The sequence below is a fragment of the Actinomadura sp. NPDC049382 genome, from assembly GCF_040677125.1.
GTDB lineage: Bacteria > Actinomycetota > Actinomycetes > Streptosporangiales > Streptosporangiaceae > Spirillospora > Spirillospora geliboluensis.
Genome location: NZ_JBFARO010000026.1, coordinates 14,491 through 41,275 on the forward strand (window position 1 = coordinate 14,491; position 26,785 = coordinate 41,275).

Consider the following 26,785-nt stretch of genomic DNA (forward strand, 5'->3'; position numbering starts at 1 on the left):
CGGCGACGGGGTCACCCACCGGCGTTGCCGAGCAGCCGTTGCATCTGAGACAGCTCCTCGGCGAAGGCGTCGCGGCGGGTGCGCGGACCGCACGACAGCAGCAGCCGCGTGTAGTCGGCGGCCGCCTTCCCGATCCGCTCGCTCAGTCCCGCCGCCGCTTCCCCGCCGCCGTCCCCGGTGCCGAAGTCGGCGGTCGCCGCGTAGACCCCGGTCGGGGACACCACGGCGTGCAGGTAGGAGAACATCGGTCGCAGCGCGTGCTCGAGGACGAGCGAGTGCCGCTCGGTGCCGCCGGTGGCCGCGATCAGCACCGGCATGTCCGACAGCGTCTCCTCGGGCAGCACGTCGAAGAAGGACTTGAAGAGCCCGCTGAACGAGGCGTTGAACGCCGGGGTCACCGCGATGAGCCCGTCCGCCCGGGCCAGGGCTTCGAAGATCTCCTCCAGCTCGGCCCCGGCGAACCCGGTGAGCATCGCATCCATGATCGACCGTCCGAATCGACGCAGGTCCACCACCGACGTGGTCGCCTCCGTCCCCTCGCGGGAGAGCCGGTCGGTGACCGCCCCGGTGATCCTGTCGGCCAGCAACCGGGTCGAGGACGGCTCCCGCAGCCCGCCGCTCACCACCATCAGCGTGGTCATGGCCGCTCCCCCCGCCGATCCGGTCCCGATCGTCGGGCGCGCGCGGCGTCGCCGGCCGGGCCACTGGCCTCGCCGGTGGCCGGGGACTCACCGCGGGCCGCGGCGACGAGCGACTCGTGCGTCGGGGCGTCCGGGACGCGCTCCGGACGGCCGATCGCGAACTCCTTGCGCAGCACCGGCACGACCTCCTCCCCGAGCAGGTCCAACTGCTCCAGGACCGTCTTCAGCGGCAGGCCCGCGTGGTCGATCAGGAACAGCTGCCGCTGGTAGTCCCCCACGTAGTCCCGGAACCCCAGCGTCCGCTCGATCACCTGGTGCGGTGAGCCGACCGTCAACGGGGTCTGCGCCGTGAACTCCTCCAGCGAGGGCCCGTGGCCGTATACCGGGGCGTTGTCGAAGTAGGGCCGGAACTCGGCGACGGCGTCCTGGCTCTTGGGGCGCATGAACACCTGACCGCCCAGGCCCACGATCGCCTGGTCGGGGGCGCCGTGGCCGTGGTGCTCGTAGCGCTCCCGGTACAGCCGCACCATCCGCTCGGTGTGCGTGGCCGGCCAGAAGATGTGGTTGGCGAAGAACCCGTCTCCGTAGAAGGCCGCGAGTTCGGCGACCTCGGGGGTGCGGATGGAACCGTGCCAGACGAACGGGGGCACCCCGTCCAACGGCTGCGGCGCCAGCGTGAAGCCCTGCAACGGCGAACGGAACTCTCCTGACCAGTCGACTACCGGCTCGCGCCACAACTGGCGCAGCAACCCGTAATGCTCCACCGTGAGGGGCACCGCCATGCGGATGTCCTGCCCAAACCACGGATACACCGGGCCGGTGTTGCCCCGCCCGAGCATCACGTCCACCCGCCCGTCCGCCAGGTGCTGCAGGACGCTGAAGTCCTCAGCGATCTTGACCGGGTCGTTGGTGGTGATCAAGGTGGTGGACGTCGACAGGAGCAGCCGCTCGGTTCGCGCGGCGATGAATCCCAGCAGTGTGGTCGGCGACGACGGCGTGAACGGCGGGTTGTGGTGCTCACCGGTCGCGAAGACGTCCAACCCCACCTCCTCGGCCTTCTTCGCGATCGCCACGGTCGCCTTGATCCGCTCCGCCTCCGACGGCACCCTCCCCGTGGTCGGGTCCGGCGTGACGTCCCCGACCGTGAAGATCCCGAACTGCATCCCCGACATGCCGCCCTCCTCCCTCGCCTCCTCCTCGTGTCGTTCGCCAACGGCTGCCCTACCCCAGCGCGAGCTCGGCAAATGCCCGGATCTAACTGATCTAGCCCCCTTTGAGGCAGTGAGACGGCCCGCCGCTTCCTGCCCCTGAGGTGCCCTGTCGGTCACGGTTACGCGAAGCCCCTGAACTGGACGTTTGAAAACAAGTTGATCTCCAGATGGGCGTCGGAGAAGCTGCCCGCCAGAGTGTCCCGGCCGGATCGCAGGGCGTCCGGGCGCGGAACGGAGGTCAGGCCGTGCGGTATCCGAAGATCCCGCAGCGGTTCGGCGACGGGCCGTTGCCCGGCGGGAGCCGGGTGGCCGAGGAGAAGGTGCACGGCGCCCATCTCGCGTTGGTCAGCGATGGTCGGACGGCGCGGGCTGTTGGACGAGGACCGGCTTGAGGCGTCCTTCGGGGTGACGCGTCTGTGGCCGGTACTGGCGACAGCGGCGGCGGCAGCGGCCCGCGCGGCCGGACAAGATCTGATCTTGTATGGGGAACTGGCGGGCGGAGGCTATCCTCACCCGCAGGTGACGCCGGTCGAGGGCATCGGCCCCGTGCAGACCGGCGTGTGGTATTGCCCTGACCTGGTGTGGCTGGCGTTCGACGGCGCCGTCGCCACCTCCTCGGGACCGCCCTGACTGCTGGCCGCTGCGGTCGAGCGGCTCACCCCACCGCGAGCGGACGCGGCCCGCAGCAAACTCGGCCCAACGGCCGACGCCGCCGAGTTGGCCGCCGAGGTGGTTGCCGACCTACTGGCCGACCTTGATGACGACCTGGGCGGCCTACCCGGACCCGATCACCAACGCCTGGCCGCGCGCTCACGCCCGCGGCCCGCACGCTGGCCACACTTCAAAACCACTGAACCGTTCGCACTCGACCCACGCACCACCTCGCGGCGAGGTGAACAAAAGCGGCCGGAGACGCCCAGGGGTCAACGATGATCGTCAGTTGTAGATCTAGTTGCGCTCGGGCCAGACGAGACCCTGGTCGGTCCAGATGACGCCCTTGTTGCGGCAGAGGCAGAAGGGGTGGCCGATGGGATCGGTGTAGACGCGCCAGCCGTAGCCGTCCGGGCGGATGAAGTCCTGCTGCAGGGTCGCGCCGAGAGCCAGAACCCGGTCCTGTTCGGCCTCAATGTCGTCGACTTCAAAGTCGAGGTGGAACTGCTTGGGGTGCTCGCTGTCGGGCCACTGCGGGGCGCGATAGTCCTCGACACGAATGAAGGCCAGCTCGATCTCGCCGAACTGGATACCGGCCCAGTCCCCGTTGCTGCCCTCCTTGACCGGACGACCCGTCACCTCGGAGTAGAAGGCCGCCAGCTTCATCGTGTCCGGGCAGTCGATGATGAAATCGGTGAGTCGCAGCATCCCGCGATCGTGTCACAAGATCAAACAAGGCGGTCGATTCCCCCTCGATGGCACAGACTGGGCGGTCGGCGATCGGGGCGATGACCAGGTCGGTGAGCGTCTCGCGCCACACCGGGTCGTCCCCCACGGCCACGAACGGCATTCCCTAGGACATCCGACCGGAATCCGCCGGTTCCTCTCTCCAGGCATCGACGTTGCTGACGGGGATGGCGAGGGCTGCCGGGACTGCCGCGACCGCGAGGGCTGATGCGAGTGTCAGGGCGCCGGGGAGGGACCAGGCCGCGACCGGCCCGGCGATCGCCGCTCCCACGGCGAATCCGGTGATCTTGAGGCTGGCGCCGGTGGTGAAGATCTGGCCGCGCAGGTTCTCCGGGGCCTCCCGGTGGCGGATCGCGAACAGGGCGACCAGTTGGGGTCCCTCGCCGATCCCGGCGATGATGACGGCCACGATCAGCAGGGCCGGCCGTCCCGCAGCGGCCAGGGCCAGCGCGGCGGCCTGGACCAGCGCGCTGACCCAGATGATCGTGTCGGGGGCGATGGCACGCGGAAACCGCGCCAGCAGGGCGTTGGCCGCCAAGGCGGAGATCGCCGAGCAGGACAGGAGCATCACTCCCTGGTTGGGTCCGCCCAGGACGCGCTCACCGAGCAGGGGGAGGCAGGCGGTCAGCATGCCCTGCGTGGTGCAGCACACCACCGAGGCGAGGGTCGCTCGCGCCAGAAGGCGCTTCCCGGCGATGACTCGCATGCCCGCGGCGAGGTCGCTGATCAGTGAGGCCGGTTGGGCGTGCGGGGCTCGGGCGGGGCGGGCGGGGAGCCTCCACGCGGCCGGGAGCGCCAAGGCGATGAGCACGGCGGACACCACCACGGCCGTCGGGGCTCCCAGCGCCTCCGCGGCGACGCCGGTGAGAGCCGGGCCGACCAGGCTCGCCGCGCTGAAGGTCATGGCATCGAGCGCGTTCGCCCGAGGCAGGCGGTCGCCGGTCACCACCCGGGGAAGCTGGGCGGTCCACCCGCCCGACAGGGCCGGTCCCAGCAGTCCGGTCACCACGGCGATCACGATGGTGACGGTGAACGGGACGTGGCCGAGCCCCAGCAGGATCAGGGCCAGGCCCGCCGCGTACAGCGCGATCGCTCCGCCCAGCATGCGGCCGGGTCGTCCCGCTCGGTCCAGAAGTGCTCCGAGTACCGGCCCCCCGACCGCGGCGGAGACCGTGATGCCCGCGAGGAGCGAGGACGCATCCGTGCTCGACCCGGTCAAGGCGAATCCCGCCAGCATCAGCGCCGGCCCGGACATGTCGTCTCCGAGACGGGCCGCCACTGCCCCGGCGAGGTACGAGTACAACGAGTAGCGCCGCTTCACCGGCGCAACGATACGGAGGTAACTCAAAAAACAGCAATATGCGTTACATTCGATCCATGCGACCCGATAGCGGCGACTGGTCCACCCGCCATTCCGTGCTGACCATGGCCCGGCGGGCCGCCGCGCTCATCAACGCCCTCGCCGGTGACCGCCCCGACCCGGCGGCCGTCGCCGGCGTACTCGAGGCCTACGGCGAGTCCGAGCCTGCGGAACTCACCGCCGCCGATATCACCGAGATGCGTGCGGCCGCCGCCTTGCTCCGCGACGTCTTCGCCGCCGAGCACGTCGACGCCGCCGCCGGCGTCCTCAACCGCCTCCTGCGGGAGCACACCGGGCCGCTCCGCCTGACCTCGCACGACGGCAGCACGCCCTGGCATCCGCACCTCGATACCAACGACAACGCCCCCTGGGGCCAGTGGCTCCTCGCCTCATCCTGCATGGCCCTGACCGTCCTGGTCTGGGACCGGCAGCGGCCGCCCGGCCGGATCTGCTCATCTCCCAGCTGCCAGAACGTCTTCATCAACCAGGGCAGCGGACCTGAACGCCGCTACTGCTCCCGCCGATGCGCAACCCGTGAACGTGTCGCGGCCCACCGCCGCGCCCGCTTCGCCGTGCAGACCCGCGAGGAGGAGCAGAACAGCCAGTCGTGACCTGGCGGGCGTGTCTCGCCACGCCTGGGCACGCAGGCGCAGCACCATGCCGAGCATGGCGTCGTCGGTGAAGGCGGTGTTCGACCGGACTTTTACTGGCCGCCGGACCCGGCGAGGATCATCGGGCTTTCCGGCTGCGCTGTCGGATCGTCTCGGCGACGATGCCGGCGGTCACGTGCAACGGGCCGGTGTCGTGGCCGGTGCGGCTCAGGATGAGGGCCCCCTCGAACGCGGCGAACACGAAGGTCGCCAGGTCGTCCGGTGATTCGAGTCCTTCGGCCGCGAACCGCCGTGCGGTCGCGGCGCGCCAGCCGGCGAACACGTCCGCGCACGCCCTGCCGCGCGGCGGCGGCAACCCCTCCCCGATCGCTCTGGCACTGCCGGCAGGGCGCAGCGCACACGGGACGCGTGAGCCGAGGTTGCAGAACAGCATTCCCCGCCCCTGAGGAGGCCCCGCGCCGTCAGGGGGCCGACGGGGTGAGCTGGATCGCGGCGTGGGCGATGGCGCGGAGGGTCGCGATGGGCTCGCTGTCGCGGTTCTTGGGGAGCCACGCGAGCGCGATCGTCCACGGTGGGAGGCCGTCCACCGGCACGTAGGAGACGTGCGGGCGCGGGTACAGCTCGCGGGCGACGGTCGGGACGAGCTGGATGCCGGCGCCCAGCGCGATGGCGGCCAGCGCCGACTCGTAGTCCGTGACGCGGTGGGACGTGTAGCGGACGGAGGCGCCGTCCGGGCGCGGGTCGACCGACCAGTAGTCCTGGAACACCTTGGGGACGTCCGGCGAGAACCCGATGACGGGCCGGTCGGAGAGGTCGGACAGCGAGAGGACGTCCCTGTCCGCGAGCGGGTCCGTGCTGGCCATGACCGCACAGCGCTCGCCGCTCGCGAGCGGCAGCGTCTGGATCCCCTCGGGGACGGGCAGGGCGACGAACGCCGCGTCGACCTCCTCGTTGAACAGCGCGTGCACGCCCCCGGCGAACCCGGAGCGGACGATCTGGATGTCCAGGCCGTCGATCCGGTCGCCCAGCTCCTTGATCATGGACGCTACGGGCGGGATCGCGGTGATGGACTCGAACGCACCGATCACCATCCGCTTGGAGGCGACGTTGAGGTGCTGCCGGGCGGCCTGGAGGAAGCGGTCGGTCGAGGCGACGACCGCGCGCGCGTACGGGATCAGCGCCGCCCCGGCCGGGGTGAGCGTCACGCGCCGGGTGGTGCGGTCGACCAGGCGCAGGCCGAGGCGGCGTTCGAGCGCGCTGATCTGCTGGGAGAACGCCCCCTGGGACATGAAGAGGCGCTGCGCCGACCTCCGGAAGTGCAGCTCGTCGGCCAGCGTCAGGAAAAGGTGGAGCTGGTAAGCGCTGGGGGCGTTCTGGCGCACAGCTTCGGGGGTGTTCCACCGCTCGTTCATCCCGGCTTCACCGGGCGGCGTGGGGGGCATCGAGACATCTCCAACAGTCAGAGATGTCCAAAAGTAGTGGATGTACCCTTCGGCCCCGCCCTGTGCGTGCCGGCCGGCTCCCGAGCCGCGTCGAGGCCCGGGAGCCGCCCCCGTAGACGGCTGTTCGGCGGCGGCGCCCCGGCGGCCCCTGGTCGGGACGCCCGTCACGCCGCCGCGATCACCAGCCGAACCAGCTCTGGAACTCCGTCGAGTTGCAGGCGTACGTGCGCAGGCCGTACACGAAGCTGTCGTCCACGCACCGGCCCGTGGCCTGGTTCTTGATCTGCGTGGTGCCGTCGTTCCAGCGGTGGAGGTACCAGCTCTGGAACTTGCTCGAGTTGCACTGGAACAGGCGGAAGCCGTAGGCGTCGCTGTCGTCGAAGCAGTTTCCGCCGCGCACCCACTTCAGCTCGTAGGTGCCGTCCCGCCACGGATGGACGTTGATCTTGTTGTTCTCCGGGTAGGCGCAGTTCGAGTTGGGCCAGTTGAAGCAGCGGCCGGTCGCCTGGTTGTTGAACCAGTGGATCGAATCGGCGTGAGCGGTCGCGGGCGCGACGAAGGTCAGCGCGCCCGTGGAGGCCGCGACCGCGGCCGCCCCGGCGGCGGCGCGGCCGAGGCGCCGGCGCGGGCGGTTGCCTTGTCCATCGCGTGTGGTGAGCACTTCTCATCTCCTCTGGGAGCAGAACCGGATGAGCGGCGGGCAGGACGCGCCGCTTCCGTTTTGAGATCTTGCACCAGGCCGGGTCGGTCGGGCAGTGTTCGGCGATCCGCGTGCGCGCCCGATTGATCAAGGACGCCGATCAATCTGGTCGGCGGCGGCCCCGGGCGTCCCATCAGGCCCCGCCGGGGCCAGGTCGACACCACTGCCGTCGAACCGGGCCACCCAACTGTCGGCGGCTACCTGAGGGGTCAGGTAGCGGCGGCCGATCGCCTCGTTGGGCACCCCGCCGTCACTATCGACCAGCGCAGAGCGTCTGCCGCCCGTAGCGGGAATTCCAGCGTCCGCCATGCGCTATGACCGAGCTTGCAACAATCCGCCTACATGGCCTCCGGCACGGTCACGCTGGTCAGCAGCGGTCGCGCAGGATCGCGACGCCGTCGCCCTCAAGATCGTCGCAGTAGGTCGCGCGTCCGGTCATCGCCATGGTCAGGGCCAGGGTGGTACCGGACACCAGCGGCCCGGAGCCCATGCTGAAAGGTCCGTCCACGGCGACGAGTCGCAGGCCGCGGATGCGGCCCTTGGCGAGGACGACGAGGTCGGAGCCCTGGTAGTTCTCGGCCACCCGGGTGAGCGTCTCGATCGGGTACGCGCGGCGAATGCCCAGCGGCCGCCGGATGTCCTCGCCGTGCACGATCGTCTCACCGAGCATCGCCGTGGCCGGTAGGGGTGGTTTGGTGGTGCTGGTGACGACGCGGCGGAAGCGGTCGAGCGTCTCGGCCGGAGTCGCGCCCATCTGCTCGGTCAGCCGCATGGCCACCTGCTTGTCGAAGTCGAACCGGCAGCGGATCACGCCCGCCATCCAGCGCACGGGGGTCAGGCTCGCCCCCGCGGTGAGGTGCGCCAGCACCTCCCGCACCGTCAGCCCGGCGCACAGCGACGGCGTCTCCCACTGCGCGCCGGTCAGTTCCGCCAGGTCGGCCGCCAGGGCCGCCCGCTCGCTGTGGATCAACGGCCAGATGCCCGTCCCGCGGCGGGGGTGTGTCTTCGGTGCCGACTCGCTCATGTCAGATGGTCTCCTGTCGTAAGTGCACGTCGTAGGGCGGACGGGTGAGTCCGGTCGGCAGAGGAGACTTTCGCCGTGCGGCAGAATCGTCTCCTGTGAGCCAATTTGTTTCCGGGCCGGCTGCGGCCTCCGCATCAGAGGGCGGCGACCTGGCGTTGGCGTGCGACGGAGACGACGCTGCGTTCACTCGCCTGGTGGCCCCGCTCCGCCGGGAGCTGCACGCCCACTGCTACCGCATGCTCGGCTCGGTTCACGACGCCGACGACGCTCTGCAGGATGCTCTGCTGCGGGCCTGGCGCGGGCTGGCACGCTTCGAGGGCAGCAGCTCGCTGCGTACCTGGCTGTACACCGTGGCCACCCGCACCTGCCTGGATACCGTGAAGTCCCGCAGCAGGCGCGCGATGCCGGTCGATCTCGGGCCCGCCGGCGACCTCGCCGTGATCGACGCCGCCCCGCAGACCGATGTCGCCTGGCTCGGCCCCTATCCCGATGCGGGCCTCGCACCGGGCGCGAGCAGCCCGGACGCACGCTACGAGCAGCGCGAAGCCGTCGAGTTGGCTTTTGTGGCCGCGCTGCAGCACCTGTCGGGAAACCAGCGGGCCGCGCTGCTGCTGTTCGAGGTCCTCGGCTTCTCCGTGGCAGAGATCGCCACCATGATGGACACCTCGGCCACATCGGTGAACTCCGCTCTGGCACGGGCCCGCCGGGTGATCGCCGCCAAGGTGCCCACTCCGACCCAGCAGCACACGCTGCGGACGGTCGAGGACGCACGAGTACGCGAAGCCGTCAGCGGATTCGCCACGGCGCTGGAACGCGGCGACGCCGATGCGCTGGTCGCGCTGGTCACCGAGGACGTCACCTGGTCGATGCCGCCCATGCCGCACTGGTACCGCGGAATCGAGGCGGTCGTCGACTTCGCCGTCCAGGTCCCGATGACCAGATGCCCGAGTTGGCGGCACCTCGTGACCAGCGCGAACGGGCAGCCCGCCGTGGCGTTCTACCTCGGCCAGGACGCCGTAGGCCCGCACCACGGCTGGTCGATCACCGTACTCACCCTGCGCGGCCACCAGATCGCCGACATCACCTCGTTCATCGGCGCCGACCACTTCGCCCCCTTCGACCTGCCCGCCTCACTTCCCTGACCGGCAGCCCCGCCACGCATCCGGATACCCGCTCATGCTGCGCTAGGTATCGCGCTGCCTCTTGAGGTTCTGGCCCCGGACGCCGTGAGCCGGAGGCCCTTAAAGATCGACTAGACACCGGCCTGCAGCCCGTCCAGCAACGGCCGCAGCGACACCCCGCGCGTCGGTGACTTCTGGTCACAGGATGGCCAGGTCACTCCTGCGCGTCGGTGGTGTCGAGGTCGCGGACGGTTTGGGCGAAGGCTAGAAGGAGCGGGCCTGCGTTGGCGGTGCGCCAGACGAGAGCCCATCGGCAGGGCGGGGCGTCACGAACGGGGACGTAGACCAGGTTGGGCCACGGGTAGAAGCGGGCGGCCTCGGCCACGGTCGCGGCGACGGCCTGCCCCGAACTCACCGCCGTCAACTGGTCGTGCCAGCTCGCGACTTGCGGCCCGCGTCGGATGGGACGCCCGGCGGGGGTGTGAGAGGGCTGGAAGACCTCCTCGACGTATGCCGGGACTGCGGACTTGGGCGAGATGAACGTGCAGTCGCCGAAGTCCTCCAGGCATACCGATTCGCGCCCGGCGAAGGGGTGGGTGTCGGCGACCATGAGCATGAGCGCGGAGGAGTGCGTGACCGGGCCGACGGTGAGACCCGGTTCGCGGATCGGCAGCCACAGCAGTCCGAGGTCGATCTCACCTGAGCGGAGCAGGGAGAGAGGGTCGATCGGGTTGATGTCGCGGTGGCGGATCCGGGCGGCCGGGTAACGGGTCTGGAACAGTTCCACGACCTTCTGGATCATCCAGGCCTGCGGGCCCATGGCGCCCAGGGTCAGCGTCCCCGAGGTGCCGCGGGCGGCGGCGGACACCGCCTCGATCCCGTCCATGATCTGGCGGTAGCCGGCGCTGAGCTCCCGGTACAGGTGTTCTCCGGCCGGGGTGATGCGCACCCTGCGGCTGGTGCGGTCGAACAGCGGGGCGCCGATGCGGCGCTCCTGCTTCTTGATCGCCTGGCTGACGCGGGCCTGGGAGACGTGCAGCCGCTCGGCGGTACGGCCGAAGTGCAGTTCCTCGGCCAGGGCCAGGAAGATCTCGATGTCCCGCAGTTCCACTCGCACCTCGTTCCGATCCATAACAGCCGGGTTATCGATCAGTTTACGAAGTTCACGTTGATCAAGAACGGCGCCTTGACGGAGGGTGGGACCAGTTCAGGGCGCCCGGACCGCCGCTTGCGCCCTGCCGCCCCTGGCCCGCTGCGACGCCGACCGATCTGCGAAGGACTTCCTTGTCTCCCGACCATGCGACCGACTTCGAGCACCGCAACGTGCTCTACGCCTACGGTCCCGAACGATGTGGACCGGCTGCGCCGTGCCGCCTGGTGGGACTGGGCCGCCGACCCGGTCACCGAGCACGCCCGCACCATCATGGCGGCCCGTATGCGGTCACGACCGGGACGGACGGGGCGCCGCGCTTCGCGCGAACCATTGACTGATCCGAACTTTCTCCGTTGGGGCTGTCACGTTCGCCGGTCCCCGGGGCTGGAGAAGTGAACGTCCTTGTAGCTGACCTTAAGGAGACCCCGTTGTCCACCACCCTGATCGCCGTCACCGCCGCCACCGCCGCCTGGGTCGGCTTCTCCGGCATCTCCCTGCTGCGCCGCGCCGACTTCGTCGTCCAGCCCCTCATCGCCTACGGAGTCCCCCGCACCTGGTGGACCTGGCTGGGCGCCGCCAAGCTCGCCGGCGCAATCGGCCTGCTGGTCGGCCTCGCGGTCCCGGCGGTCGGGATCGCCGCGGCGATCGGCCTGACGGCCTACTTCCTCGGCGCCATCGCCACCGTGCTGCGCGCACGCTCGTACAAGACCCTGCCCTTCCCGGTGCTCTACCTGGCCCCGGTCGTGGCGACCCTGGTCGTGACCTCGTAACCCATCAGCACGAACGCCCGGGGCACGTCCCTGAGGTCGAGGGCAGGCGCAACCCACCGCCCGACCGGTCTGTGGATCCTCACAACCGCACCCCCGATTCCAGCCCAGCGGCACTTCTCGCTCTTCGCGTGCGCTCATCGTGTGCGCGACGAAATGCGCCGTGCATCCGCGCTCCAGACCAAACGCACTAGGGCCCGGAGGGGGGGCGCATCGGCGTAGCGGAACGGTAACTCGAAAACTCTGCACGGAAACGCCGGGCCCCAGGGTACGCGGGGCCCGGCGGGAGCCGGTGTTGCATTCACGACCTGGCTGCTGGATTACTGGCGGTTTTCCCGATCCCGATGGGCGACGTTCACCGCCAACGGCGAGCCGCCAACCAGCCATGTCATCACCCAGCCTGGCTGGAGTATCAGTGGTCGCTCCAGGATCCCTGGGGCGGTCCGCCCGTCAGTGGAGTGGTGTCGAGGTACCTGGGCTCGAGAACGCGCTCGGCGAACTTCCAGCCGTCCGATGTGCGCTTGTAGTGGTCGTGGAACAGGCCGTACATGACGACCGACCTGCCGTCGCGCTGGCGACCGATCTCGAAGACGTAATCCCGGCCGGTCGCGGTGTCGCCGTCGACGTGAATCGTGCCCGAGTGCGAGTTCTGCACCCAGAACTCCCACGCATGCTGCAGCCGTTCGATCCCGGCGCGGATATTCTCCCGCCCGACGAGTTCGACATGGGCGAAGGGCAGCTGCCACACCGCGTCCTCGGTGAACAACGACGCGAAACGGTCGTAGTCGCCGAGCATGGGCGCGTCGACGTGCTCGGCGCGCAGCGCCTCGATCTGGACGCGGTCAGCGATGACCGCAAAGTCACTCATCTATGTCCTCCTTGATGTCGCTGAGTGCTCTTCTCATTGGTACGACCACACAGCCCCTCGGAATGTGAGTTGGGATGCCACCCCGCCACATGGCCTGCGACTTTTTGGCGGGTGTGCCGGGCCGGTTCGGCTCGGGCGGCGTGTTCGGCGTTCGGGCTGGTGGTCGTGAACATGGTGGTGGTCGGGATGGTCACCAGCCGTACGGGCCGAATCGTCCCCAGCTGACGAACGCGGCGAGCACCAGCAAGATGGCGGTGACCGGCACTCCGGACGGCTCCTTACGACGGACGTGCATGGCCACCGCCAGGAGCATCAAGATCACCAGCCCCGTCGCGGCGATCGGGGTCAGGACGGGGGCGATTCCGGTCGCGGCCGGCACGATCAGTCCGATCGCGCCGAGCAGTTCCATGACACCGATGAATCGCAGCGTTGCCAGAGATACGTCCTTCACCCAGGCGTACTTGCCGGCCAACTTGTCCTTCGGTTGGGTGAGTTTCTCCAGGCCGGACATGACATAGATGGCCGCTAGGAGCGCCTGGACGATCCACAAGAACACGTTCATCAAAAGGTCTTTTCTGTTGGCGTGAGAAGCTTTTCACGAGCCTCGTCGAAGCCGGCGGCTGCCCCTCAGGACCTCGGCCGCCAGGTCACGAGGGGCCTGCGGGGATCACTCCGAGCTGTCGCATCTGCGAGAGGACGTCGACGACCCCCCAGCTCTCGGCGATCCGCCCGTCCTCGAATCGAACGATCATGATTTCCTTCCAGGTGACGACCTTTCCGGTGGGCGGGGTGCCCATGTACTCGCCTTGATGAGTTCCGCTCACGGTGTTACTGGAGACGACTTTGTCCCCCTCGGCGATCACGTCCTCGATCGTGACGTGCAGGTCGGGAAAGGCGCCGAGGAGCTTGGCGAACACCTCTTTGATCGCCTCGACTCCCGTCTTTCCGATCGGCAAGGGGGTGCGGATCAGGACGTCCGGGTGGAAGACTTCGTCGAAGGTCGTGGAGATGAGGTCCGCATCACCGCTGTTGACCACCTGCACCCCTCGACTGCACGTCGCCTTGTTGATCGCGGTCTGGCTTTTCGACATGTGTTTCTCCTCGGATTTCCATGTGCTTTCAGTGGCCGCCACGGCCTACGGTGAGATCTGGCCGTCTGTGCGCAGCGGTCTCGGAACACGTGCTGACGCGACCACACGATGCGGAAGGCGGGAGAAGTGGTCGCTCATGTCCAGGCGACGAACGAACACGCGCCCAGGGGACGACCCGGGTCAGAAAAGTTCGAGGCGACGGGTCAGGAATCTGCGCTCGGGGGGCGAGGTGGCCAGGTCGAACGCCCGGCGGTACGCGGATCTGGCCTCTCCGTCGCGGCCGAGACGCCGCAGCAGCTCGCCTCGGGTCGAATGGAAGTAGAGGTAGCCGTCCAGGTCGAGGTCATCGACCGCGCGCAGTGCCGTGGCGGGGTCGCCGGCCTGGGCGAGCGCCGCTGCGCGGTTGAGCTCGACCACTGGCGAGCCGGTGAGTTCGACCAGCCTCTGGTACATCGCGGCGACCTGCGTCCAATCGATCTGAGCTCGCGTCTGCAACGAGGCGATCGCGGCCTGGACGACATAGGGGCCGCGCCCGCCCAAGGCGATCGCCCGATCGAGCGCGGCCCGCCCCGTCGCGATCTGGCGTTCGTCCCAGAGCGAACGGTCCTGGTCTTCGAGCAGTACGAGATCGTCGCCGGAGAACCGGGCCCGCCGCCTGGCCTGGTGGATCATCATCAGGGCGAGCAGCCCATGCGCCTCCGGCTCGTCCGGCATGAGCGCGGCGAGCACTCCTCCGAGGTGGATGGCCTCGTCGCCGAGGTCGATCCGGCCGCTGTAGCCCTCGTTGTAGATCAGGTAGATGACGGCCAGTACGGCGTCGAGACGGTCCGCCAGCAGGTGTGCCCTTGGCACCGCGAACGGGATCCCGGTCGCCTTGATCTTGGCCTTGGCTCGGGACAGGCGGCGCTTCATGGTCTCTTCGGAGACGAGGAACGCCCGTGCGATCTCGGCGGTCTCCAAGCCGCCCAGGGCCCGCAGCGTGAGCGCGACCTGCCCCTCCAGCGGCAGCGCCGGATGGCAGCAGGTGAAGATCAGCTCAAGCCGTTCGTCCTTGATCCCGCTCTCGTCGAACTCGTCCATCGCAGCGGCCTCCGGCACCGTCAGCAGCGGGATCTTCTCGGCCAGGGTGCGTTCCCGGCGGATCCGGTCGATCGCCCGGTTGCGTGCCGTCGTCACCAGCCACGCGCCCGGGGTGTCCGGCACGCCCGTCACCGGCCAGCGCTCCGCCGCGATCGCGAACGCCTCCTGCGCGGCGTCCTCTGCCTTGTCGAAATCGCCCAGAAAACCGACCAGCGAGGCCAGGACCCGGCCCCATTCCTCCCTGAAGGTCTTCTCAAGCAGGCTCATGGCCGGACCAGCGGCCATACCTCAACGGTGCCGCCGAGCCGGGCGGCCGGGATGCTCGCGGCCATCTCGAGCGCCTCGTCCAGGTCGGCCGCCTCGATGAGGCCGATTCCGCCGAGCACCTCCTTGTTGTCCGCGAACGGACCGTCGGTCATCAGCGTCCGGCCCCCGACCACGCGCACGCTGGTCGCCGTCTCGACCGACTGCAGTTGCGCGTGGACGACACAGCGGTCGTCATCGGCCAAAGCGCGATAGTCGGCGTTGACCACGTCACGGTCCGCGTCCGACAACCCCTCGTGGGAGCCGGGCACGACGTAGATCAGCAGGGCGTACTGCATCGCAACCTCCAGGGCATTGGACTCTCACCCCTAAGACGAACGAGCCGCCGCACATGGGACATCACCGATGTTCCGGATTCCGGCACTCCCAGGGCTCGTCGCCACCCCGGTGCGGGTTTACCTCGGCACGATGTTGACCGCGCCTGCCGGATCGGCCGCCTCTCGGCGATCAGTTTTGCTTCGACAAGAGTCCACAGCCGGTATCGGCGGCGCCCGGCTGGCACGGCGGGCGGCGCACGGTGATCGTGTTGGAGGTTCGGCGGCTGTTCCGCCAGGAGCTGGGCTGCGAGCGCCTCTCCGTCGGTCAGGGGTCGGACGTAGAAAGTTCTGACGTCGAGCAGAACGATCCCCGCTGACGAATGGTCCGGCGACGTGTCGGAGTGCGCGCGGTGCCGTTCGTCTAAGGGGTACAGCCTCCCGGCGGGGAGGAGAACTTGCACCCATGTGAAGGGGAATCGTCGTGCAGGTTGACAAAGAGCTCGCCTCGATCCCGGTCCCACGGAGCCTGGCCGAGCGGCAGGCCCGTGCTCGAAACCGGCTCGAAACCGGCTTCCAGATGTGGCTGGCCACCGGCAGCGACGGTCATGGTGCGCATCTGATCCCCGTGGCCTCAAGAGCCGCACTGCCGCCAACATCGGAGCCCACCCGCACGCGCGGGTCGCTCTCGGCGATACCGCTGACACCGTCATGATCGACACCAGCGCGTCGCTCATGGACGTCCTCGACATCGACGCTGACATCGCCGAACGCTACGCCGAGGTTTCCACAGACCCCCGCACTACCCCGGAGGGCACGTTCGTCTACCTACGGCTGCACCCCAGGCGCATCCAGGTCTGGAACGGCTTTCACGAATTCGTTGGGCGCACCGTCATGCGGCATGGCCGGTGGCTGGATAACCCAGTCGACTGACGTTGGGGCGCCGAGCGTCCCAACCGACACTTTGCGCAGGCTGGCCCAGCCGCGGTCCTTCTACGGTGCGTCGAGCATGCGGAGCAGGAGCCGTCGGTCGAACGGCATGCGTCCGCTTCAGTCGGCTTGGGCCGGAGCTGCACGGTCGGCCGGGCTCGCACCGGATCGATGCCCTCTGCCCGGAGTCTGGCGATCTTGGCCATCGGGGCCGCGGGGCGTCAATAGGATTCTCCGATGATCACCAGACGATGGTTCGCGGGCGGCGGCGTGCTCGGATTGCTGGCCGCCCTCACGCTCTTCGGCGCGCCTCCCGGCACCGCCGATGACGGCGGTGCCGAGGGTCCTGCGGAGCCCCCCAAGGTCGAACTGGTGCTCGACGTCAGCGGTTCGATGCGCGCCCGCGACATCGACGGCCGCAGCCGGATGGCGGCCGCTCAGCAGGCGCTGAACGAAGTGGTGGACGCCCTGCCCGGCGAGACGCAACTGGGCATCCGGGTGCTCGGGTCGCAGTACCGGTTCCCCGGCAGTCCCAAGTCCGTCGGCTGCCGGGACACCCGGCAGCTCTTCCCGGTCGGGCCGATGAACAAGGTGGAGGCGAAGACGGCGATCGCGACGCTGCGCCCCACCGGCTGGACGCCGATCGGGCTGGCGCTCCGCGCGGCGGCCCGCGACCTCGGCACCGGGGAGACGACACGGCGGATCGTCCTCATCACCGACGGCGAGGACACGTGCTCACCGCCCGACCCCTGCGAGGTGGCCCGCAAGCTGGCCGCCCAGGGGACGCACCTGGTCGTGGACACCCTCGGGCTCACCCTGGACGAGAAGGTCCGCCGGCAGCTCACCTGCATCGCGGACGCGACCGGCGGCACCTACACGGCCGTCCAGCACCAGGAGGAGCTGACCGGCCGGCTCAACCAGCTCGTCCAGCGGGCCGGCGCGACCTACCGGCAGACCCCGCAGCAGGTGGCCGGGGGCGCGCAGTGCGCCAACGCGCCGCTGCTGACGCGCGGCGTGTACACCGACCGGGAGCGGTTCAGCGAGCACCGCTGGTACCGGGTGCAGGTGGCTCCCGGGCAGGAACTGCGCGCCTCCATCAGCCTCTCGCTCGACCGGCGGCTGAACCCCGACCACGGCGTGCTGCTGCGCGCGGTGTCGACGGACGGCCAGGAACTCGTCCGCGGCACCGACGCGGGCAGTGGACGCACCGACGTGAGGTCCACCGGCCTGCGCTGGGCGGAACGGCAGGTCAAGGCGGACGCGTCGCCCACGTCCGACGGCGGGCCCGAGCTGCGGCCGGTCTGCCTGGTCGTCAGCAACTCCTTCTCCTCCCCCACCTACGTGAGGACGGCGCCCGGCATGCCGCTGGAGCTGACCGTCGACCTGGTGCCGTCCTCGGACGCGCCGGGCGGGCCCGACCTCGGCCGCGGCTGGCTGCTGCTGGTCGTGCTCACCGGGACCGGCCTGGTCGCCGGTCTCGTCATGGGATGGCTCGCCCGCTGGCGGGTCGCCATCTGGAAGGAGAACTGACCGTGCGCGCCGCCCCCCGGCTCGTCCTCCCGGCCGCCATGCTGGCGGCCACCGTCCTGCCGCTGTCCGCCGGACCGGCCGCCGCGGACGAGCCGTCCCCGCCCCCGACGGTCGGCACCGCCGGGACGTCCTTCCTCACGGCGACCACCGTGGAACCGGGGCAGCCGGTCCTGGTGTCCGCCTCGACGGGCGACCATCTGTACTGGTCGTTCGCGCTCGCCGCCGGGCAGACCGGCCGGGTCACGGTGACCGTCACGCTGCCGCCGGCGGGGAACCGCCACGGCGCCGCGACGTACACGGCCGACGTCTTCGACGGGCTGCGCCGCCGCCAGGCGTGCACGGCCGGCCCGCAGAACGCGACGGCCGGCGCCAACGCCACACGGGTCGACCTCCGCTGCACGCTGCGGCGGGTCCGCGCGTGGGCCGAGCCGTGGTCCGACGACCCGCTGCCGGGCACCTATTACCTGCGGCTGTCGGCGAGCACCCTGCCCGAGCAGGACCTCGGCCTGCCGATCCGGGCGGACGTCCGGATCACCGCGAAGGACGGCGACGCGCAACCGGCGGGCGCGAATCTGAAGGCGCCGCTGTCCCCGCCCGTCAACGCGGGGGCGACCCTGGCCCCGGACGCGGCGGCGCCCGCATCGCCGTCCGAGTCGCCGTCCGCGGCCAGTTCGGCGCCGAAACCGACCGAGCGCGTCAAGGGCTGGTTCTCCTGGCCGTCCGGCCGGTGGTGGTGGACGATCGGCGGCGGTGTCCTCGCCGCCGCGGCGGCCGTGGCGGGGTACAGCCTGACCCGCCACCCGCACCGCTGGTTCTCAGCCTCCCGCTGAACCGGCCCGCGGCCGGGCACTGCAAGCAGCGCCCGGCCGCGGAGCCGTCCAGCCGACCGCACCGCCCAGCGAGCCATCAGGCGTCCTTGACGACGCGGTTGGTGCAGGCGCCGAGCCCGTCGATCTCGGTCACGACCGTCTCGCCGCCGGTCAGGTAGACCTTCGGGTCGCGGGCGTGCCCCACCCCGGCCGGGGTGCCGGTGGCGATCAGGTCGCCCGGGCGCAGCCGCACGATCGTCGAGACGTACTTGACCAGGAAGACCGGGTCGAACAGCAGCGTGCCGGTGTCGTCGGACTGCATCTCCCGGCCGTCCACCAGCGTCCGCACCCGCAGCGCCGGGCGGACGCCGCCGACCTCGTCCGGCGTGACCAGGTAGGGGCCGACCGGAGTGGAGGAGTCCCAGATCTTGCCCTGCGTCCACTCGATCGTGCGGAACTGCCAGTCCCGCACCGAGACGTCGTTCATGACCGTGAACCCGGCGATCGCCGCCTCCGCCCGAGCGTCGTCGGCGCGGCGGACCTCCTGCCCGATGACCACGGCCAGCTCCACCTCCCAGTCGAGCGCGTCGGTCTCACCGGGCTTGACGATGTCGTCGTTGGCCCCGATCAGGCTGTCGGCGAACTTCGGGAACAACGTCGGATACGACGGAAGCTCCCGCCCCATCTCCTTGATGTGGTTGGAGTAGTTGTGACCGACACAGATCACCTTGGACGGCCCCGGCACGACCGGCGCGAAGTCCGCGCCCTCGGCGTCGTACACGGTGCCGGAGGCGGCGGCTGCCTTCGCCCGCCAGTCCGGCTCGGCCAGCAGCGCGCCCAGATGGGTGAACCCCAGGTCGACGAGCTTGCCGTCGTCGAGGCGGACGGCGCGGGTGCCGGCGGCGGTGCGGATGGTGGAGAGCTTCATTCAGACGTCCTTGGCGAATCGGTTGAGGTTGAGGGATGCGAAGACGGGCGCTTCGGAACAGATCCGGGATCGTGAGCCCGATGCGACGCCGCGCCGCCGGCCCGCTCCCGCGTGGATCATCGGCGTGTCCCGCGCCCCGAACGGCAGCGGCATCGGCCGCGGGCAGGAGATCATGCGCGGGCCCTGCGGGCGGAACGCCGGCTTCGCCCTTTCCGCAGATCAGCGTCCGTCGGGGCCGGCTCCGGCGCGGTTATGCGCGGTCTTGCAGCGCGTTCAGGGCCGTGACGGAGAAGCCCGCGATCTCCTTGTACCGCTGGGACATCTGGGTCAGCTCCTCAGCCGTGATGACGTCCTCGATGGCGTCGAACGGGCGGTCGCCGGTGCGGCGCCAGACCTCCTGGATGATCACGTCCGGCGGGGTGCTCCGGTTGGTGAGGACGACCTGCGACGTCACCGGAAGGCGCTCGGCCTCGTAGGCGCGCAGCGCCGTCTCCGGGTCGTCGCGAGCGGCCTCCAGGTGGCGGCGGAGGGACCGGGCGTCGAGGATCGCCTGGCCCGCGCCGTTGGAGCCGCGCGGGACCATGGGGTGCGCGGCGTCGCCCATCAGCGTGACGCGGCCGAAGGTCCACCGGTCGAGGGGGTCCTGGTCGACCATGGGGTACTCCAGGACGGTCTCGGACGCCCGCATCATCGCCGGCACGTCCAGCCAGTCGAAGTGCCAGTCCTCGAAGTGGCCGATGAAGTCCTCGAGACGGCCCTCGCGGTTCCAGTCGCGGCCCTGCGCCCGGGGGGTCCGGGTCTCGGCGACCCAGTTGAGGAGCTGGTCGCCGCCGGGCAGGTTCCGGATCGGGTAGGCCACCAGCTTGCCCTGGTCGAGCCAGCCCGCCCGCACCATGCTCGCCCCGCTGAGGAAGGGCCGCCCGACGGTCACCCCGCGCCACATGTTGATTCCGGAGTGCTGCGGCTCTCCCTCGTCCGGGTGGAACTGCTTGCGGACCGCCGAATGGATGCCGTCGCAGGCGACGACGGCGCGGGCGCGTACCGGCGGCCGTTCCTCGTCCTCTGCCGACGACTGGAAGAAGACGGTCACTCCGGTGTCGTCCTGCTGGACGCTCACGCAGCGGTGGTCCTGCACCACGGCGCCGGGCCCAAGCCGTTCCCGCACCGCGTCCAGCAGGACGGTCTGCAGGTCTCCGCGGTGGATGGAGTACTGAGGGTTCTCGTATCCGGCGTACCGTCCGGCGGGCTCTTGGAAGATGAGCTGGCCGAACCGGTTGAAGAACACCGACTCCTTGGTCAGGACGCCGACCTCCCCCAGCGCGTCGCCCAGGCCGAGCTGGTGCAGGACGCGGGTGGCGTGCGGCAGCAGGTTGATGCCGACTCCGACCGCGGTGATCCGCGGTACGGCCTCGTACACGCGGCAGCCGACACCCGCGTCGTGCAGTTCGAGCGCGAGGACCAGGCCGGCGATGCCGCCGCCGACGATCAGGACCTCGACTTCGGGCTCGGTGGAACGTTCCCGCATGGACTCTCCTCGTGCTGTGCGCCCGGTCGAGCGCAAGCACATCGTGCCAGGTGTTGCAGAATGCGGACGCAATTGCGACCCTTTTTCTGCTATACACAACACATGTCGGATTCCCCCGCTTTCCCCCCTCCCCCCTACACCGTCGGCTCCGTCGACAAGGCCGCGCTCATCCTGCTGCTGATCCGCGACCGCGGCGAGGTCCGCGTGACCGACGTCAGCAACGAGCTCGGGGTTGCCCGCTCGACCGCCCACCGGCTGCTGCTGACCCTGGCGTATCGCGGGTTCGTCGCGCAGGACCGCGTCACCAAGAGCTACCGCGCCGGACGGGTGCTGGTGGAGATCGGGCTGGCCGCGGTCGGCGAGCTCGACGTGCGGCGCAAGGCCAGGCGCCACATGGAGGCGCTGGCCGCGGAGCTGCACGAGACCGTCAACCTGCTCGTCCTCGAAGGCAGCGGCACCCGCTTCATCGACGGCGTCGAGGGCGACCGCCCGCTGCGGGTGTCCTCGCGCACGGGGACGCTGCTGCCGGCGCACGCCACCTCGGGCGGCAAGGTCCTGCTCGCGGAGCTCTCCGACGAGGACGCCCTCGCGCTCTTCCCGGACGGCCTGCCCCGCATCACCGACCGCACCATCACCGACCCGGACGTGTTCCGCGCTGAGCTGCGCAGTGTCCGCGACCTCGGCTACGGGGTGAACCACGAGGAGAGCGCGGCGGGCCTGGACGCGGTCGCGGTCTGCGTGCGCGACCACCTGGGCCGGGCGCTCGCCGCACTCGCGGTGAGCGTGCCGCACCAGCGCATGGCCCAGGGACTGGTGCACGCGATGCTGCCGCACCTTCGGGCCACCGCCGAGGCGATCAGCGGGGACCTCTGACCGGGAGTTGTTCCGTAGTTCAGAAAAATAAGTCGATTCATTCCCTTTTGCAGAACACACGGCTACGTTCGGGCGACGGACGAGCCGCCACCGGCTCCATCCGACGCAGGCTACGCGCCGTACATCAGCACGCCACGAAACGGACAGACGTCATGAATTACCAGCAGAATGGTCGGTACGGGACGGTCCCGCACGCGTCCCAGGGCGCCGCTCGATGAGCTACAACGCCTACGACGCGCCGCACGCCGACCTGCGCGAGCTGATCGACCGCATCGAGCGGGCCGGGCAACTCGTCCGGCTCGGCGGCGTCGACCCCCATCTGGAACTCGGGACGCTGATCGAGCTCATCGCGCACCGCAGCGGTGAGGGCGGCCCCGCGATCCTGTTCGACGATCTCGTCGGCGCCCGGCCCGGGCACCGCGCGTTCTCCGGCGCGACCAACTCGGCCGAGCGGCTCGCGCTCACCCTCGGGCTGCCCGTCCCGGAGCACCCGCTCGACGTCGTCCGCGCCTACCGCGACCGGATGAAGACGCACAAGCCGATCCCGCCGGTCACCGTGGACCGCGGGCCGGTGCTGGAGAACGTGCACCGCGACGGCGACGTGGACGTCACCGCGCTCGTCGCGCCGTTCCTGCACGAGCGCGACGGCGGCCGCTACATCGGCACCGACGACCTGATCATCATGCGCGACCCGGACGACGGCTGGGTGAACCTCGGGACGTACCGGTCGATGGTGCACGGCCCGGACCGGGTGGGGCTGTGGATCTCGCCGGGCAAGCAGGGCCGGCAGATCCGGGAGAAGTACTTCGCGCGCGGCGAGCCGTGCCCGGTGCTGATCTCGTGCGGACACGACCCGCTGCTGTTCCTGGCCTCAGGCAACGAACTGCGCTACGGCCTGTCGGAGTACGACTACGCCGGCGGCCACCGAGGCGCGCCGTTCGAGGTCGTGGAGTCGGAGCTGCACGGGCTGCCCATGCCCGCCTCGGCCGAGTTGGTGCTCGAAGGCGAGATGTACCCGGGCGAGGTCGCTCCGGAAGGGCCGTTCGGCGAGTTCACCGGCTACTACGCGGGCGGACGCTCGGACCAGCCGGTGGTCCGGATCCGCCGGGTCTACCACCGGAACGATCCAATCGTGACGGTCGCGTCGCCGATCCGTCCCCCGTCCAACTTCTCGTACAGCAAGTGCGTGATGAAGGCCGGGATGATCTGGGACGAGGTCGAGCGCGCCGGGCTGTCCGGCGTGCAGGGCGTGTGGTGCCACGAGGCCGGCGCCGCGCGGCTGTTCAACATCATCTCGATCAAGCAGGCGTACGACGGGCACGCCCGGCAGGCCGGGCTGCTCGCCGCGTCCTGCCAGTCGGGGTCCTACCTGGGCCGGTTCGTGGTCGTGGTGGACGACGACATCGACCCGACCAACACCTTCGACGTGCTCTGGGCGATGTCCACGCGGTGCGACCCGGCCGAGGACATCGAGACCATCCGGCGCGCTTGGAGCGGTCCGCTGGACCCCCGCATCCCGCACGGGCAGACGCACAACTCGCGGGCCGTCATCTCGGCGGTCCGCCCCTTCGACCGCCTCGCCGACTTCCCGCCGGTCGCAGAGGCGAGCCCGGAGCTGCGCGAACAGGTCGAGCGCAAGTTCGCCGACGTCCTCGCCGGGCTCGGCACAACCCCCGCATCCTTGGAGGACACGAAATGAAACGCCTTCCTCTGGTCGCCGCGGCCGTCGCGCTGCTGAGCATCGCCGGCTGCGGAGGCGCCGCGGACTCCGGCGGCGAGACCACCACGATCAAGTACGGGATCTACGAGCCCGGCGCCGACGCCGGCTACCTGCTGATGGCCGAGGAGAAGGACCTCTTCGCCAAGCACAAGGTCAAGGTGGAGGTCGTCCGGTTCAAGAGCGTCCAGCAGGCGTTCCCGGCGCTGCTGGCCAAGCAGGTCGACATCGTCCAGGGCAACCCGAGCGAGGCGCTGCTCGCCACGGAGAAGGGCGCGAAGCTGAAGTTCGTCGGGTCGACCATGCCCGGGCAGAACTACGGGCTGTACGCCAAGCCGGGCGTCGCGGACCTCTCGAAGATGTCGGGCGCCACGCTCGCGGTGTCCACCCCGACCGGGCTGCCCGCCGTGGTGGCCAAGGCGATGCTGTTGCAGTCGGGCGTCGACCCGTCCAAGGTCAAGCTGGTCAACGCGGGCGGCTCGCCGGACCGCTACAAGTCGGTCGTGTCCGGGCGCGTCCAGGCCGCCTCCGCGCCGCTGGACTACACCGCCCAGGCGGAGCGGGACGGCATCAAGGTGCTCGCGCGGGCCAAGGACGTCGTCCCCGACTTCCCCCGGTACGCGCTGATCACCCGTGAGGACGTGCTGAAGGCCAACGGCGACCAGATCACCGGCCTGATCGCCGGGCTGGTGGAGGGCATCAGGTACGCGGACGAGAACCCGGAGGAGGCGAAGGCGCTGGCCGCCAAGACCCTCAAGCTCCAGCCGTCCGACCCGATGATCGCCGCGACCTACAAGGAGTTCCACGAGGGCGGCTACCTCGCGCTGAACGGCGAGATCCCCGTCAAGCAGATCAAGTACCTCGCCGACCTGCAGGTGAAGTTCGGCCTCGTCGACTCCCCCGTCGCGGTGGACCCGCTGGTGGACGACACCTACCGGCAGAAGGCCGTCGCGAAGCTCGGCGAGGTGCCGTCGAGCTACTACGGAGCCGCCAAATGACCACCGCGCCATCACCGTCCGCCGTCGGGGCGGACCAGGCGGCGGACGTCATCGTGGACGTGCGGAACGTCTCCAAGACCTTCCGCGGCGACGGCGGCCGCGAGGTCCACGCGCTGCGGGACGTGTCGTTCCAGGTCCGGCGCTCGGAGATCGTGGCGCTGACCGGCCGGAGCGGCTGCGGCAAGACCACGCTGCTGCGGATCATCATGGGCCTGGAGCGTCCCAGCTCGGGCACCGTCGCGGTCAACGGCACGCCGGTGACCGGCTGCGGCCTCGACCGGGGCATCGTGTTCCAGAACGCCGAGCTGCTGCCCTGGCGGACCGCGGTCGGGAACGTGGAGTTCGGCCTGGAGGCCCGCGGCATGTCCAAGGCGAAGCGGCGGGAGGCCGCCATGGAGGCGATCGAGCTCGTCGGGCTCGGCCACGCCGCGAACCGCAGGCCGCACGAGCTGTCCGGCGGCATGCGGCAGCGGGTCGGCATCGCCCGCGCGCTCGCGATCGACCCCGCCGTGCTGCTGATGGACGAGCCGCTCTCCGCGCTGGACGCGCAGACCCGCGAGAGCATGCAGGCCGAGCTGCTCGACATCCACGAGAGGACCGGCAAGACGATCGTGATCGTCAGCCACGACCTGGACGAGTCGGTGCTGCTCGCGGACCGGGTGGTCACGCTCGTGCCCGACCCCGGGCGGGTGCACGGCGTGCTCGACACCGCCCACGGCCCCGGGACGTCGCTGGACGACCGCCGCGCCTCGCCGGAGTTCACGGCGCGCCGCCACGAGCTGTGGCAGCTCGTCCACGGTCAGGAGATCGGTCGGAAGGACGAGGCACAGAGGACGGAGGAACGCGCATGACCACGCTGGCCGAACCGGCCGCCCCGGCCACCGAGGACGAGGCCGCCGCCGCCAAGCCGCGGTTCCGGCTGCGCTCCCGGCGCGACCGGCTGATCACGATCGGCTCCGTCATCGTGCTGCTGGGGATCTGGGAGGTCGCCGCCCGGCAGGTCGATCCGATCCTGGCCGCGCCGCCGAGCGCGGTGCTGAAGGCCCTGGTCACCATGGCCGAGGAGGGCTCGCTGCACACGGCGGTGCTGCAGAGCGCCAAGCCGTTCCTGTCCGGCTACCTGCTCGCGATCGTGGTCGGGGTGCCGCTCGGGCTGCTCATCGGCCGGTTCCGGGCCGTGGAGGCGGCGCTGGGCTGGCTCATCATCGCCGGCTACGCGATGCCGATGATCGCGCTGATCCCGGTCTTCGTGCTCTGGTTCGGGCTGGGCTTCGCCGTCAAGATGGCGATGGTCATGGTGATGACGGTGTTCGCCATCGTGATCAACACGTGGAACGGGGTGCAGAACGTCCCGCGCGCGACGATCGAGGTCGGCATGGCGTTCAACGCCTCGCAGGCGCGGATCCTGCGGCAGATCGTCGTCCCGTCCGTCATCCCGTCGATCATGACGGGGCTGCGGATCGGCATCGGCAAGGCGGTCGTCGGCATCGTCATCGCGGAGTTCTTCACCGCGCTCGGCGGCATCGGCGGCGTCATCGTGGAGGCCGGCCACAGCTTCCAGCCGGACCGGATGTTCGCCGCCGTCGTGGTGCTCATGGCCGCGGCCGTGGTGCTGACCTGGCTGATCGGCATCGCGGAGCGACGGCTCGCCCCGTGGAACCGGTCGATCACCGGGAGCGGGCAGTGACCGCGCCGCGCCGGGTCATCGTCGGCGTGTCCGGCGCCACGGGCACCGCGCTGGCCCTGCGCACCCTGGAGATGCTCGGCACGGCGGGGGTCGAACGGCATCTTGTCGTGTCCCCCGCCGCCCGGCGGACGGCGGCCTACGAGTTGCCGGACGCCGAGTTCGAGAAGCACGCCGAGGTGGTGCACAACTTCCGCGACATCGGCGCGTCCATCGCGTCCGGGTCCTACCCGGTGGACGCGATGGTCGTGATGCCGTGCAGCGTGCGGACGCTGAGCGCCATCGCCTCCGGGGCCGCGGAGAACCTGCTGGTGCGGGCCGCGGACGTCACGCTCAAGGAGCGCAGGCGGCTGGTGCTGTGCGTCCGCGAGACCCCGCTCCACCTCGGCCATCTGCGCGCGATGGTCACCGCGACCGAGATCGGCGCGATCATCGCACCGCCGATGCCCGCGTTCTACATCGCCCCGGAGTCGGTGGGCGACCTGGTGAACCACACGGTCGCGCGCACGCTGTCGCTCATCGGCGTCGAGGTCCCGGGCGCCGATCCGTGGCTGGGCACCGCCCCGTCACGCGCGGACGGCGGCTGACGTCGGCGGTACCGCTCGCGAGCGGTACCGCCGACGCGTTCGGCACTCCAGCCGCATTGGGAGAACCCGGTCTGATCGAGACCGGACATGACACGGCCACCGCTGTGATCGTGTGGGTGTGTTGAGCCCACACGATCGGCGGTGGCCGTGCCGCTCACT

At 70.2% G+C, this 26,785-nt stretch carries 29 protein-coding genes; 13 read left to right on the plus strand and 16 right to left on the minus strand.

The window, feature by feature from the left end; translation table 11 throughout:
* Positions 1-11 precede the first annotated feature (11 nt).
* Both AB0K34_RS18155 and AB0K34_RS18160 read right to left on the minus strand, forming a co-directional pair.
* Complete coding sequence (locus AB0K34_RS18155; protein WP_364549808.1) at positions 12-641, minus strand: CE1759 family FMN reductase; 630 nt, start codon at positions 639-641, stop codon at positions 12-14.
* Positions 638-1,804: an LLM class flavin-dependent oxidoreductase gene (locus AB0K34_RS18160; RefSeq protein ID WP_364549895.1), complete on the minus strand. Its 1,167-nt coding sequence runs from the start codon at positions 1,802-1,804 to the stop codon at positions 638-640. The genes AB0K34_RS18155 and AB0K34_RS18160 overlap by 4 nt, the downstream gene beginning before the upstream one ends.
* A 420-nt stretch (positions 1,805-2,224) precedes the next feature.
* On the opposite strand from AB0K34_RS18160, the gene AB0K34_RS18165 reads away from it, so the two are divergent.
* Positions 2,225-2,482, plus strand: a complete 258-nt coding sequence (locus AB0K34_RS18165; protein WP_364549810.1) for a hypothetical protein — start codon at positions 2,225-2,227, stop codon at positions 2,480-2,482.
* Positions 2,483-2,800: 318 nt separating this feature from the next.
* Here the strand turns inward: AB0K34_RS18165 and AB0K34_RS18170 are convergent, their stop codons facing one another.
* Both AB0K34_RS18170 and AB0K34_RS18175 read right to left on the minus strand, forming a co-directional pair.
* Complete coding sequence (locus AB0K34_RS18170) at positions 2,801-3,211, minus strand: VOC family protein (RefSeq protein ID WP_364549812.1); 411 nt, start codon at positions 3,209-3,211, stop codon at positions 2,801-2,803.
* Between the two features lie 145 nt (positions 3,212-3,356).
* Positions 3,357-4,571 carry an MFS transporter gene (locus AB0K34_RS18175; protein WP_364549814.1) on the minus strand — a complete coding sequence of 405 codons (1,215 nt, stop codon included), beginning with the start codon at positions 4,569-4,571 and terminating at the stop codon, positions 3,357-3,359.
* A gap of 56 nt (positions 4,572-4,627) precedes the next feature.
* Here AB0K34_RS18175 and AB0K34_RS18180 point away from each other — a divergent pair, with 56 nt between their 5' ends.
* Complete coding sequence (locus tag AB0K34_RS18180; protein WP_364549816.1) at positions 4,628-5,221, plus strand: CGNR zinc finger domain-containing protein; 594 nt, start codon at positions 4,628-4,630, stop codon at positions 5,219-5,221.
* 118 nt (positions 5,222-5,339) lie between these two features.
* Here AB0K34_RS18180 and AB0K34_RS18185 read toward each other — a convergent pair whose 3' ends face one another.
* The 4 genes from AB0K34_RS18185 to AB0K34_RS18200 all read right to left on the minus strand — a co-directional run bounded on the left by AB0K34_RS18185 (position 5,340) and on the right by AB0K34_RS18200 (position 8,387).
* Positions 5,340-5,654, minus strand: coding sequence for a hypothetical protein (locus tag AB0K34_RS18185; protein ID WP_364549818.1), 315 nt, complete (start codon positions 5,652-5,654; stop codon positions 5,340-5,342).
* Positions 5,655-5,682: 28 nt separating this feature from the next.
* Entirely contained in the window at positions 5,683-6,663 is a 981-nt protein-coding gene (locus AB0K34_RS18190; protein WP_364549820.1) for a LysR family transcriptional regulator, read from the minus strand.
* Between the two features lie 178 nt (positions 6,664-6,841).
* Entirely contained in the window at positions 6,842-7,324 is a 483-nt protein-coding gene (locus tag AB0K34_RS18195; protein WP_364549821.1) for a hypothetical protein, read from the minus strand.
* 406 nt (positions 7,325-7,730) lie between these two features.
* A complete protein-coding gene (locus tag AB0K34_RS18200; protein ID WP_364549823.1) occupies positions 7,731-8,387 on the minus strand; it encodes a maleylpyruvate isomerase family mycothiol-dependent enzyme in 657 nt (218 codons plus the stop codon).
* Between the two features lie 95 nt (positions 8,388-8,482).
* Between AB0K34_RS18200 and AB0K34_RS18205 the strand changes: the two genes are divergently transcribed.
* Entirely contained in the window at positions 8,483-9,529 is a 1,047-nt protein-coding gene (locus tag AB0K34_RS18205; RefSeq protein ID WP_364549825.1) for a sigma-70 family RNA polymerase sigma factor, read from the plus strand.
* A gap of 193 nt (positions 9,530-9,722) precedes the next feature.
* On the opposite strand, the gene AB0K34_RS18210 is transcribed toward AB0K34_RS18205, so the two are convergent.
* Positions 9,723-10,619, minus strand: a complete 897-nt coding sequence (locus tag AB0K34_RS18210; protein ID WP_364549827.1) for a LysR family transcriptional regulator — start codon at positions 10,617-10,619, stop codon at positions 9,723-9,725.
* Positions 10,620-11,089: 470 nt separating this feature from the next.
* On the opposite strand from AB0K34_RS18210, the gene AB0K34_RS18215 reads away from it, so the two are divergent.
* Entirely contained in the window at positions 11,090-11,431 is a 342-nt protein-coding gene (locus AB0K34_RS18215) for a DoxX family protein (protein ID WP_138638289.1), read from the plus strand.
* A gap of 409 nt (positions 11,432-11,840) precedes the next feature.
* On the opposite strand, the gene AB0K34_RS18220 is transcribed toward AB0K34_RS18215, so the two are convergent.
* The 5 genes from AB0K34_RS18220 to AB0K34_RS18240 form a co-directional block, all read right to left on the minus strand.
* Complete coding sequence (locus tag AB0K34_RS18220) at positions 11,841-12,296, minus strand: nuclear transport factor 2 family protein (RefSeq protein WP_138638290.1); 456 nt, start codon at positions 12,294-12,296, stop codon at positions 11,841-11,843.
* Between the two features lie 190 nt (positions 12,297-12,486).
* Positions 12,487-12,858, minus strand: coding sequence for a DoxX family protein (locus AB0K34_RS18225; RefSeq protein WP_138638291.1), 372 nt, complete (start codon positions 12,856-12,858; stop codon positions 12,487-12,489).
* Positions 12,859-12,943: 85 nt separating this feature from the next.
* Complete coding sequence (locus tag AB0K34_RS18230; protein WP_138638292.1) at positions 12,944-13,387, minus strand: ester cyclase; 444 nt, start codon at positions 13,385-13,387, stop codon at positions 12,944-12,946.
* A 180-nt stretch (positions 13,388-13,567) separates the two neighbouring features.
* Positions 13,568-14,734 carry a sigma-70 family RNA polymerase sigma factor gene (locus AB0K34_RS18235; RefSeq protein ID WP_138638293.1) on the minus strand — a complete coding sequence of 389 codons (1,167 nt, stop codon included), beginning with the start codon at positions 14,732-14,734 and terminating at the stop codon, positions 13,568-13,570.
* Complete coding sequence (locus AB0K34_RS18240) at positions 14,731-15,069, minus strand: YciI family protein (protein WP_364549830.1); 339 nt, start codon at positions 15,067-15,069, stop codon at positions 14,731-14,733. Before AB0K34_RS18240 ends, AB0K34_RS18235 begins: the two co-directional genes overlap by 4 nt.
* Before the next feature lie 687 nt (positions 15,070-15,756).
* On the opposite strand from AB0K34_RS18240, the gene AB0K34_RS18245 reads away from it, so the two are divergent.
* The 3 genes from AB0K34_RS18245 (at position 15,757) to AB0K34_RS18255 (ending at position 18,335) form a co-directional block, all read left to right on the plus strand.
* Positions 15,757-15,978, plus strand: coding sequence for a hypothetical protein (locus tag AB0K34_RS18245; RefSeq protein WP_205719384.1), 222 nt, complete (start codon positions 15,757-15,759; stop codon positions 15,976-15,978).
* Between the two features lie 234 nt (positions 15,979-16,212).
* Positions 16,213-17,505, plus strand: a complete 1,293-nt coding sequence (locus AB0K34_RS18250; RefSeq protein WP_138638295.1) for a VWA domain-containing protein — start codon at positions 16,213-16,215, stop codon at positions 17,503-17,505.
* A gap of 2 nt (positions 17,506-17,507) precedes the next feature.
* Entirely contained in the window at positions 17,508-18,335 is an 828-nt protein-coding gene (locus AB0K34_RS18255) for a hypothetical protein (RefSeq protein WP_364549832.1), read from the plus strand.
* A gap of 76 nt (positions 18,336-18,411) precedes the next feature.
* Here AB0K34_RS18255 and AB0K34_RS18260 read toward each other — a convergent pair whose 3' ends face one another.
* Together AB0K34_RS18260 and AB0K34_RS18265 are read right to left on the minus strand one after the other, a co-directional pair.
* Positions 18,412-19,242: a fumarylacetoacetate hydrolase family protein gene (locus tag AB0K34_RS18260; RefSeq protein ID WP_364549834.1), complete on the minus strand. Its 831-nt coding sequence runs from the start codon at positions 19,240-19,242 to the stop codon at positions 18,412-18,414.
* Between the two features lie 250 nt (positions 19,243-19,492).
* Positions 19,493-20,767, minus strand: a complete 1,275-nt coding sequence (locus tag AB0K34_RS18265) for a flavin-dependent oxidoreductase (RefSeq protein WP_364549836.1) — start codon at positions 20,765-20,767, stop codon at positions 19,493-19,495.
* A gap of 102 nt (positions 20,768-20,869) precedes the next feature.
* Between AB0K34_RS18265 and AB0K34_RS18270 the strand changes: the two genes are divergently transcribed.
* From AB0K34_RS18270 to AB0K34_RS18295, 6 genes are all read left to right on the plus strand, one after another.
* Positions 20,870-21,640, plus strand: a complete 771-nt coding sequence (locus tag AB0K34_RS18270; protein WP_364549838.1) for an IclR family transcriptional regulator — start codon at positions 20,870-20,872, stop codon at positions 21,638-21,640.
* Between the two features lie 214 nt (positions 21,641-21,854).
* On the plus strand, positions 21,855-23,339 hold the full coding sequence (locus tag AB0K34_RS18275) for a UbiD family decarboxylase (protein WP_138635456.1): 1,485 nt from the start codon (positions 21,855-21,857) through the stop codon (positions 23,337-23,339).
* A complete protein-coding gene (locus AB0K34_RS18280; protein WP_138635457.1) occupies positions 23,336-24,355 on the plus strand; it encodes an ABC transporter substrate-binding protein in 1,020 nt (339 codons plus the stop codon). Before AB0K34_RS18275 ends, AB0K34_RS18280 begins: the two co-directional genes overlap by 4 nt.
* Positions 24,352-25,206 carry an ABC transporter ATP-binding protein gene (locus AB0K34_RS18285; protein ID WP_138635458.1) on the plus strand — a complete coding sequence of 285 codons (855 nt, stop codon included), beginning with the start codon at positions 24,352-24,354 and terminating at the stop codon, positions 25,204-25,206. Before AB0K34_RS18280 ends, AB0K34_RS18285 begins: the two co-directional genes overlap by 4 nt.
* A complete protein-coding gene (locus AB0K34_RS18290) occupies positions 25,203-26,042 on the plus strand; it encodes an ABC transporter permease (protein WP_138635459.1) in 840 nt (279 codons plus the stop codon). Before AB0K34_RS18285 ends, AB0K34_RS18290 begins: the two co-directional genes overlap by 4 nt.
* Positions 26,039-26,626: a UbiX family flavin prenyltransferase gene (locus tag AB0K34_RS18295; RefSeq protein WP_364549841.1), complete on the plus strand. Its 588-nt coding sequence runs from the start codon at positions 26,039-26,041 to the stop codon at positions 26,624-26,626. Before AB0K34_RS18290 ends, AB0K34_RS18295 begins: the two co-directional genes overlap by 4 nt.
* The last annotated feature ends 159 nt before the right edge of the window (positions 26,627-26,785 follow it).